Raw genomic sequence first — 8,595 nt, forward strand, 5'->3', positions numbered from 1 at the left:
CCCGCATTGAACCCCACGGACCTCACTCAGGAGCGACCGCGACCCGCCGGAACCGCCGCCTTACCAAACACCCCTGGCAGGACAAAACACTCTTTCAGAGTGGCCAGCCGTAGGGTGCGCAAATGACCTGGAGGTTGCCGCCGTGGTGCTTGTGCTTACCCGACCACCACAGGTCGGCCTTGTTCCGGCCGGGGGCGGTGACGCGATCGGTACGGATGACGGTGCCGTCGAGGTTGAGGTGCGTAAAGCGACCGCAGCCGCGCACTCCAGTGCGGTGGACAGGTCCGGGGCGTGGTCGGCGAGCACGGTCAGTCCTTCGTGGAGGTAGCTGTAGGCCGTCGGGACGGAGATCCGGTTGTCGCGGGCGAGTTGAGTCAGCCGGGTACCGCGCGGGTGCCCTTGCGGGTCCCGAGACGCTCGCGGTGTTCGAGCGGCAGCTTCGCGAAGGCCTCAGCAGTGGCCCGGCTGATATCGAGCACGCCGGTGTAGGTGATACTGGTCAACGTGTGAAGCCTCTCGGTACCCGGAACCTGTCCTTCGCGGACCTGTTCCTACCAGGGGCTTCTCGTGTATCTCATGCCGGGTCAAGCTCGTCTGTACCTAGTCAGGAAGATCTCGGATCTGTCGGACGGACGGCATAGCCAATACTCTGAACCCCGTCCGGCACTATCTGGGAGAGTCGTGACAAGTAGGTTCACCGAGTTGACCGTTGACTGCCACGATCCGGAGAGGCTCGCGGCCTTCTGGTGCGACGTCCTGGACTTCAAGGTGATCGACCGGAGCGAGGGCAAGGTCGAGATCGGCTCCTGGGTGCCGACCATCGAGGATGTTCGGGCCCGCCAGATGCCGCCCACCCTGCTGTTCATCCAGGTGCCCGAGGGCAAGACCGTGAAGAACCGGCTTCACCTCGACGTCAGCCCGATCGATGGCAGCACCGAGAATGAGGTGACCAGATTGCTCGGCCTCGGCGCCACCAAGACGGATGTGGGCCAGGGCTCAGACCGAAACTGGGTGGTCATGGCAGACCCTGAGGGCAACGAGTTCTGCGTCCTGCGCACCCTGGCACCGCAGAACTAGAGGTGCGCCTCTTCGAGCTCGACAACGGCACCATGTCCCAGGCCCGCCTCGCACGTGAGGTCTGGGACTACGAGCGTTACGCCGGGCACCGCGTCTGGGAAGGCACCTGCGGCACGATCGGTACGACGTACGCGTTCTGGCAGCGCCACCGCTACACCCGCTCGAAGACCTTCCCGCGGCTGCACGTCGTTCTTGCGGCAACACGCGATGGCGTGATCACGCCAGGATCCCGCACTCATCAGTGGTGATCGCCGCTCGCCACGGACAGGCGCTTGGTGAGGGTTTCCCCCGCGTCCCGGGACTCGTAGATGCCGTCCTGGGTGGCCGCGAGGATGTGCTGCTCATCGACGGCGGTCAGGGCCTGCGGCTGGCCTCCGGGCACGGTCGCCGTCTTCTTCCAGGTGCTTCCGCCGTCCGAGCTGATGCTGAGGGCACCGGTGAAGTCGACTCCGAAGAGGGATTCCGGGGACGCCCAGGAGAGGAATTCCATCCCCGGCCCCTGGCCGGGGGCGAAGGTCGCGCCTCCGTCGGTGCTGCGTGCGACGCCCTCCGCCGTGGTGGCGACGAGCTGGTTCGGGTCGGCGGGGTTCACCGCGAAGTCGAGGGCCTGCAGACGGGCACGGTCCTGCCAGGTCGTGCCGTCCTTGCTGACGCGCAACAGACCGCCCGTGCTGTCGTACCCGTACGTGATGCCCTTGGCGTGTTCGAGGCTGTGGAAGTCCGCCTCGCCCTTGAGCGAAGCGGTCTTCCAGGACTTTCCGGCATCGGTGCTCTTGATCAGCCCGTGGTTGTCCGGCTGGTCACTGCCGGGGGCCGGGTGGCCGCTGGCCAGGAAGGCCAGCCCGTGGTTGTCCGGCTGGTCACTGCCGGGGGCCGGGTGGCCGCTGGCCAGGAAGGTCTTGGCGCCGGTCACGGTGAAGCCCATGAAGTCGTCCCTGCTGTCCCCGACCAGCTGAGGGCTTCCCTTGTCATCCGCGATGTAGATCCCCTCGTGAGTGGCCACGTAGAGCCGGCCGTCCTCCGGGTCGATTCCGAGTCCGTGGATGTGGCTGTGCAGCGCGGGCTGCGGCTCCTCGCCCGGGGCAGCGGCGCCATCAGAAGGGCTGCCCTCGCCGCACGCGGCGAGCAGGACGGTTGCGGCGGCGATGGCGCCCGCCGCGAGAAGACCGCGGGTGCGCTTTCGGCGGGAATGAGTCGAGGAGGGGGACATGGTGCTTCACCTCGTGCTGTTGTGATGTCGGGGTGGGTCGGTTGTAGGGGAGGATGCCGGCGGCTGCGCGCGACGCCTGACTGAGGGCTGGCAGCCGGGCGGTCTGGCGTTCACACGGCGGGCACCGCTGACCGTCCCCGACACTCAACCGTGCCCCGCTTACGGACGGCCCGGCGGGGTGGCAGACGAGAACCGGCCGAACGTACCTCGGCGGGCGGCGCCTGGCGTGAGGGGGGCGACAGGGCACGGAAGAGGGGCGGACTCGGCCGGGTCCGCCCCTCGGTGTTGATTCGCCTACTTGTCGATGGGCTGGAAGCCGCGCAGGCGCAGGCTGTTGCCGACCACGAAGACCGAGGAGAAGGCCATGGCGGCGCCCGCGATCATCGGGTTGAGCAGTCCGGCCGCGGCGAGCGGCAGGGCGGCGACGTTGTAGGCGAAGGCCCAGAACAGGTTGGAGCGGATGGTGCCGAGCGTCCTGCGGGAGAGCCGGATCGCGTCGGCGGCGGCCCGCAGGTCCCCGCGTACGAGGGTGAGGTCGCCGGCCTCGATGGCGGCGTCCGTGCCCGTGCCCATCGCCAGGCCCAGGTCGGCCTGGGCGAGCGCCGCGGCGTCGTTGACACCGTCACCGACCATCCGCGACGCTGGAAGGCACGGTGCGTTGCGTCCAGAACCGTGCCCGCCTCGTTCGCGCTCTCTACGAACGACTGGACCGCCTGAAGGCGGCGCTCGCCCCGGAGAGGGGTGCACCGGGCGGGGGCTGGACGGTTGCTTCCAGCTACTTCGTCAGCGTGTCGAGTGCCTTCCTCGCCTCACCCAACAAGTCGCTGACCTGGCGCAGAGCATCTTCCTGGGCGTCGGCGGGCTTGCTGACCGTTCCAGCGGAGAAGGCCTGGCCCGGCTCCCGCCTCGGATACCGTGTTCCTCTACGGGGTGCCATAACGGATGTGACCCCCCCACCGGAGGTAGTCAGCGTATGAGTTCAAAGCGCAGCAAGAATCCAGCCCTGCCCGTACTTGACGACGCATTCCGACTCGAGTCGGTCAAGGACGCCGAAGAGTCCACCCGTGACTTGGCCGCGCGGCTGGCCACCACCGAGCTGCGCCGCGTTTCCCACCCGGGTCGGGTCACCTGGGAGCCCACCGATCAGGCCGAGCCCGTACCGGTCCCGCCGACTGTGGTCGACGGTGACGGGGACCTGTGGCTGCGGGACCGGGGCACTGGCACCTGGACCATGCCCGAGTTCAACCCGAAGGAGTTCCCGGCCCGCTGTGGCGAGGTTCTGACGTGGAACGAGCTTGCCCGCGAGTTCGGCCCGCTGACCGCACTGGCCGACGACCGCCGCATCGGCGGCGGCCGGCGTCGCTGACCGCGCAGCCTTCTGGGATGACCGCGCCCCTGAAGCGCCGGTTACGGGTAGCTGGGAGCTCCAGCTCACCGCCCAGCTCGACGAGGGCAGCGAGCAGGTGAGCGTGGTGGTGGCGTGCGACGGCCTCGAGCAGCGTGGCGCGGGCCTGGCGCCACCCGATGTCCTCGGTGCGGCCGGCGTCGGTGGACCAGCCGGGTAGCGGTCGGCCTTCAGTTGCCGTGGTGAGGCGGCCCAGCTCGCCGATCGACTGCTGCCAGTCGGCCAACTGCACGAGCAGGTCGCGCACCAACTCGTCGACGGCGGCCGCCGGGCCGGCGCCGAAAGCCCGCGCTTCGCCGGCAGCCTCGGCGAGGACGTCTTCGTCCAGGTCCTCGAGGGCACGGAGCGGCCGCAGCGTCGAAAGCGGCCAGGGCGACACGTCCAGTGCAAACACCGCCGCGCATCGCGCTCTGAAGAGGAGGCCGTACACAGGCCGTATGAGACGCAGCCGAGAAGAAAGCCACGATCTCCGATGCCGGGCGACCTGTGGCACGCCCCTGGCCCAGCTCCAGCACACCCACCCCGACCCGTGGACCGCGTCGGGCCGCCCGCCCGCCATGCCGGACTGCTGTCCTTCACCGTGGCCACCGACACCATCCTCACGGCCCGCGCACAGCTGACCGGCGCGGAGGACGATGTACGAGCTGAACGAGTCCCTCCGCGCTATGGACAGGCGACCCCCCGCACCCCACTTCACCGGCCCCGGGGGCGCGCTGGAGGTCACGCTCGGCAAGACGGCAAGACCTCCCGAGACACGCGGCACACATCAACGGCCTCACCCGGCTCTTCCGGAAACGCCGTCGGCACCATCGCGGCCCGCAACACGCCCGGGGTCGGCCGGTGCTTCCACTGCGACCGCACCGGGCTTGCCCGCCCGATGTGGGAGCCGGCGGCGGCCTGGCAAGCCCGAAGGGAGGCTGGGCAAGCCACCCGCGCGGGCGGCTTGCCCAGGCTTCCGGATTGCCGCTCGTCATCCCCACACTGGCGCTTACGCCGTGGTGGTCTCTCGCGGGGGCAGGCCCGGGATCACGCCGTCGGCCAGGATGGTGCGGATCTCGCGGACAGCCGGTCCCGGGGTGCCTCTCACGGGGCGTCGTGCTCCAGAGGGCCGTGGACATGGGACCACACGGTCTTCCCGTCCGAGGAGAAGCCAGCCGAGCCACGGTTGGCATAGCGGTGGTCTCTGTCCTCCGCGTACTCGGAGAATTCTGTGTGCCCCGCGCAGCCTGCCCAGCAGCGGTGCCGCAGTTCCCACCGTGGGCTTCCCGACTGGTCAACGGCTCGCAGTGCATGCGGTCCGGCGAAGACAACCAGGTCAGCGGCAGGCGACACTGCGCTCGTGCCGAACCGGCGAGGCCAGGGCGCCGGAAAGGAGACGGCCGAGGCCGTGGCCGGCGGCTGGACTTCCTGGACGATCAGCTCTGTGTCCCCTCGTTGTACGAGGAGCCGCGCTGTGGGCCGGGGCTCCAGAGTGAGGCGCTGCGTCGGCCCCGGAGAACGGGAGAGGGGCCGCGAGCGTAGTCACAAGGTGAGCAAGGCGGGGCACAGGCGCTCCGAACGGACTGGGGGACTCTTGCCGGGACCCTATGACAGGCGCTGACCCCCTGCGCATTCAACCCTCTCCGCAGCACTGACCAGGATGCACGGGACCGGAGGGATGCGGAAACTGGGCACGTTTCTCCGTACGCGCATGGGCACAGAAGGGCGTACCCCGACAAGCGGTGGTGGTCCGCCCATGACGTGAGCGTGAGTAGGGCCGGACGGGTATGCGCCCCGCGGTAGCTACTTGGTGGCTTCGCTGGTGCGGGCGGTGAGCTGGGTGAGGCTGGTTAGGCCCAGGAGCGGAGCGCGGCGAGGTTGTTCTCCCACGCTTCCTCGCACGAGGTCCTCGGTGTGGCGCACTCTGATCACGATCTGGTGGTGTTCCTGGAAACCGCCGACGTGCTCGACGCGGACAGGGTGCTGGGTGATCCTCGCTGGGTGGAGTGGCGTGATGGGCCCCCTCGTCCCACACCACCGCCGGGGTCGGAGTGCCCTCGGCGTCCAGGACGACTACGGCCGTGCAGGCGTCCAGGGCGGGGTGTGCCGACATGGAGGCACGCCTGCGGCCTCAACCAAGAGTCAGAACCGGAAGATCGCCCCGGTCCTCGCATGCATCTCGCAGTCGTTGACGTACTGCCTTTTGAAGTTGATGGGGTGGCCTTGCCAAAAGCCTTGCACGGTCGCGACCACGGGGTCGTAGGTGATGCTGCACTCCTCATCGCCGGGCGGCCGCTGACGCCCGCACCGTCTGCCCGGGACGCACAGTGGTCTGGACATCGCGGGTCGCCTCCCGGGCCGCCCGCGCCTTCTCCTCGACCGCGACCTTCCTGCTCGGAATGATCGGTGTTTGAAAACCTCCGCACGGTGCAGACGATCATTTACACCGGCTTTATTCACCGAGGTAGGAGACGCATCATGGGCATTGTGGCTTGGATTCTCATAGGTCTGCTCGCGGGCTTCATCGCCAAGGCGCTGATGCCCGGCAAGGACCCGGGCGGCGTCATCATCACCATGCTCATCGGCGTCGCGGGCGGCCTGCTCGGCGGCTTTCTCGGCAAGGTCATCTTCGGCGTCGACTCCATCGACGGCTTCTTCGACCTCTCCACCTGGATCGCCGCCATCCTCGGTTCGGTCATTCTCCTCGCCGTCTACCGACTGGTCACCGGCAAGCGCCACCACAGCCACGCCTGACACAGTCTCACTCCAGACGGAAAACGGCTCCCCCTCTTCCGAGGGAGGAGCCGTTCCGCTGCTGTGGGGCAAAGACCCTTACGGCCGAGCTTCGGCCCAAGCGACGTCTCCGGCGCGCGTTAGCGCCCGCTGCGAATGCGACCTGCGGGCGCCGGCCGCATCACACTGGCAGATCCGGAAAGCCGCGTTGACCTCTTCGACGCGGCGCTCCACTACCTGTGGAACGAGACAGTCGGCGAGCTTCGCCGGCGCGTAGCCGGATACGACCTGGCCCATCCCGGCTCCAAGCACCGCCTGCTCGTCGACCGTCACGGAACCCCGCTCGCCGTCGCGCTCACTGCGGAAGGCCCGGCAACCGGCACGACGTCAGCCAGCTCCTGCCACTGCTGGACGCCGTCCCATCGATCCGGCCCTCTTGAGGCCACCGGCCCTGGAATCCGTCGCACGGAACCGTGAGCGCATGGCCCAGCCAGGCCGGGACGGATGCAAGGAAGTGGGTGGTTGTGACATTTGAGGCCGAGCGTACGTCGTGTGGGGTGCAAACGACGGGCGGGGTACGGTTCCAGTCGGACAGCGCTCCGGCGGGTAAGCGAGTGGGAGGAAGCCAGGTGGCAGAGCGGTACCGCGTGGAGTGGACCTACGAGGGCAGCTCGATGGCGTCATACGACACCTATGACCTTGTCGGCACCGAACGCTACATGTCCAGGGTCATGGAGGACCCGATCGCCGAGGACGTCAGGATCGTCGAGGCCGAGCCCGAATAGCGGGCCTCGACGCGCGGCGTCGGCCAGCGCTTGACAGGTGCCATGGCAGGTCGGACTTCATGCGATTCAGGATCCGGTGATTGCGACGAACACGGACTCTGTGGTAAATCGGCCATCACCGCCGACACGAGGGGACGTCTTTCGTCCGCTCGTAGCGGTCGCCCACGCCCCGCTACTCAACGGGCTTCTGTGCAGTCGCCTTGTCAGGCTCGCCCCGGAAGCGGTCGGCGGGAGTGCGCATGCCCTGGCGGAAAGCGGCGAGACCGGCGTCGAAACCTATCGCGGATCCCACGAACAGAACCGACTCGTCGCACCCCACGAAGATGCTTCCTCCACCCCGGGTGCCGGCTGGCCACGCACAGATTCCGAGTCCGTCGGGCAACTCCCGTACCGTGAGCGCTCCAGCAGTGCCGAGCTCCCCAAAGAGCGTCGCTGTTATGCGTGCCAGGCGATGGACATCCATGTCACACTCCCCTTCGTTCCACCCGGAACGTACCTTCTCACGGGCAAGGCAGAGTGCCTGGTGGCGTCACCTGCTTGACGCTTGCCCTAAACCTTCCCGAAAGACCCTAGTTGTGGATGCCGCCACGGCTCGATTCATAGCAACGGTCGCGGCTCTGCCGCCCCAGACTCTCGCCGCCGCGTTCGACCACGCCGTCAGCCGGCGTCGGCAGGGCGGCCTGAGGCAAGCCGTGCCCTCCGGCTCTCCGCATCAGAAAACTCCGAGCTCGACCACGCCGTAAGGTCGGCGCTGCTTCCGCGCAGTGAGGAACTCAATGCATACCGCGCGGGACTCCACTCGGACGCCAACTCCGTCTGCGTGATCGCAGCCAGGGCCGTACGGAAACCCGCCACGCTCCCAGCCGAGCAGTACACCCTGGTCACCGCCCCGTTCACAGTCGTCGGCGTCCCCCGCCACCATGCCACCTACTGAGGTTCTCAGGGGGGGGTCGGTGGTGCGAGGGTCAGGCCGGTGGCGGTGAGACAGCCGTCGATCAGGTGTGGCCGGAGCTGGATCCTGCGTAACTCCCGGCGGAGTGTGCGGTCGAGGTCGTCGGGTGTGTCGAAGGCGGTGTTGGCCATGGCCCCGCGTACCAGTGACCAGAGGGCCTCAACGGGATTCAGGTCGGCTGCATACGGCGGGAGGCGGACGGCGGTGAGTAAGTCGTGCTCGGCCTCGTACTGTTTCAGCCCGGCCGCCAGGTGGGTGTTGAGTTTGTGAAGCTGCAAACTCGGCGCTCCTACGCCCATTCGATGCCGAGTTCCCGTAGTGCGGCCAGTTGTTCCTGGGTGAGTTTGTCGCGGCGGGTCTTGGTGTTGCTGTACCAGATGCCGAGCTTGGTCTCGGTTCCGTCGGGCAGGACCTCCACCGCCTTCCGGGGTACGGGCCGATCCGCGCCTTCCCG

The 8,595-nt window shown here is 68.1% G+C and carries 8 protein-coding genes and 4 pseudogenes; 7 read left to right on the forward strand and 5 right to left on the reverse strand.

What is annotated here, in order from left to right:
* Positions 1-97 precede the first annotated feature (97 nt).
* A pseudogene (locus ACIRB4_RS31535) lies at positions 98-503 on the reverse strand (IS5/IS1182 family transposase); the annotation flags it as partial.
* 178 nt (positions 504-681) lie between these two features.
* On the opposite strand from ACIRB4_RS31535, the gene ACIRB4_RS31540 reads away from it, so the two are divergent.
* Together ACIRB4_RS31540 and ACIRB4_RS31545 are read left to right on the forward strand one after the other, a co-directional pair.
* On the forward strand, positions 682-1,077 hold the full coding sequence (locus tag ACIRB4_RS31540; protein WP_403296082.1) for a VOC family protein: 396 nt from the start codon (positions 682-684) through the stop codon (positions 1,075-1,077).
* A 2-nt stretch (positions 1,078-1,079) separates the two neighbouring features.
* Entirely contained in the window at positions 1,080-1,325 is a 246-nt protein-coding gene (locus tag ACIRB4_RS31545) for a replication-relaxation family protein (RefSeq protein WP_403296084.1), read from the forward strand.
* On the opposite strand, the gene ACIRB4_RS31550 is transcribed toward ACIRB4_RS31545, so the two are convergent.
* Together ACIRB4_RS31550 and ACIRB4_RS31555 are read right to left on the reverse strand one after the other, a co-directional pair.
* Complete coding sequence (locus tag ACIRB4_RS31550; protein ID WP_403296087.1) at positions 1,316-2,287, reverse strand: WD40/YVTN/BNR-like repeat-containing protein; 972 nt, start codon at positions 2,285-2,287, stop codon at positions 1,316-1,318. The genes ACIRB4_RS31545 and ACIRB4_RS31550 overlap by 10 nt on opposite strands.
* A 294-nt stretch (positions 2,288-2,581) precedes the next feature.
* Positions 2,582-2,920 (reverse strand): annotated as a pseudogene (locus ACIRB4_RS31555) (heavy metal translocating P-type ATPase); the annotation flags it as partial.
* On the opposite strand from ACIRB4_RS31555, the pseudogene ACIRB4_RS31560 reads away from it, so the two are divergent.
* A pseudogene (locus tag ACIRB4_RS31560) lies at positions 2,920-3,024 on the forward strand (restriction endonuclease); the annotation flags it as partial. The pseudogenes ACIRB4_RS31555 and ACIRB4_RS31560 sit on opposite strands and share 1 nt — an antisense overlap.
* Positions 3,025-3,260: 236 nt before the next feature.
* Positions 3,261-3,653 (forward strand): hypothetical protein, encoded by a 393-nt coding sequence (locus ACIRB4_RS31565; protein WP_158993763.1) that lies wholly within the window; start codon positions 3,261-3,263, stop codon positions 3,651-3,653.
* A 2,160-nt stretch (positions 3,654-5,813) separates the two neighbouring features.
* On the opposite strand, the gene ACIRB4_RS31570 is transcribed toward ACIRB4_RS31565, so the two are convergent.
* Positions 5,814-6,011 (reverse strand): SSI family serine proteinase inhibitor, encoded by a 198-nt coding sequence (locus ACIRB4_RS31570; protein WP_403296090.1) that lies wholly within the window; start codon positions 6,009-6,011, stop codon positions 5,814-5,816.
* Between the two features lie 138 nt (positions 6,012-6,149).
* Between ACIRB4_RS31570 and ACIRB4_RS31575 the strand changes: the two genes are divergently transcribed.
* The 3 genes and pseudogenes from ACIRB4_RS31575 to ACIRB4_RS31585 all read left to right on the forward strand — a co-directional run bounded on the left by ACIRB4_RS31575 (position 6,150) and on the right by ACIRB4_RS31585 (position 7,189).
* The gene (locus ACIRB4_RS31575) at positions 6,150-6,425 is read left to right on the forward strand and encodes a GlsB/YeaQ/YmgE family stress response membrane protein (protein WP_403296092.1); all 276 of its coding nucleotides are present in this window, start codon (positions 6,150-6,152) and stop codon (positions 6,423-6,425) included.
* A 264-nt stretch (positions 6,426-6,689) separates the two neighbouring features.
* A pseudogene (locus ACIRB4_RS31580) lies at positions 6,690-6,835 on the forward strand (IS5/IS1182 family transposase); the annotation flags it as partial.
* 198 nt (positions 6,836-7,033) lie between these two features.
* On the forward strand, positions 7,034-7,189 hold the full coding sequence (locus ACIRB4_RS31585) for a hypothetical protein (RefSeq protein ID WP_403296093.1): 156 nt from the start codon (positions 7,034-7,036) through the stop codon (positions 7,187-7,189).
* A 939-nt stretch (positions 7,190-8,128) separates the two neighbouring features.
* Here ACIRB4_RS31585 and ACIRB4_RS31590 read toward each other — a convergent pair.
* The gene (locus ACIRB4_RS31590) at positions 8,129-8,419 is read right to left on the reverse strand and encodes a transposase (RefSeq protein WP_403296096.1); all 291 of its coding nucleotides are present in this window, start codon (positions 8,417-8,419) and stop codon (positions 8,129-8,131) included.
* Between the last annotated feature and the right edge of the window lie 176 nt (positions 8,420-8,595).

It is taken from the genome of Streptomyces sp. NPDC093600 (assembly GCF_044764755.1).
Lineage (GTDB): Bacteria > Actinomycetota > Actinomycetes > Streptomycetales > Streptomycetaceae > Streptomyces.

Bases quoted from the DNA above. Each gene is read 5' to 3' on its own strand.
- ACIRB4_RS31550 (WP_403296087.1), bottom strand. From the start codon at position 2,287: ATGTCCCCCTCCTCGACTCATTCCCGCCGAAAGCGCACCCGCGGTCTT.
- ACIRB4_RS31565 (WP_158993763.1), top strand. From the start codon at position 3,261: ATGAGTTCAAAGCGCAGCAAGAATCCAGCCCTGCCCGTACTTGACGAC.
- ACIRB4_RS31570 (WP_403296090.1), bottom strand. From the start codon at position 6,011: ATGTCCAGACCACTGTGCGTCCCGGGCAGACGGTGCGGGCGTCAGCGG.
- ACIRB4_RS31575 (WP_403296092.1), top strand. From the start codon at position 6,150: ATGGGCATTGTGGCTTGGATTCTCATAGGTCTGCTCGCGGGCTTCATC.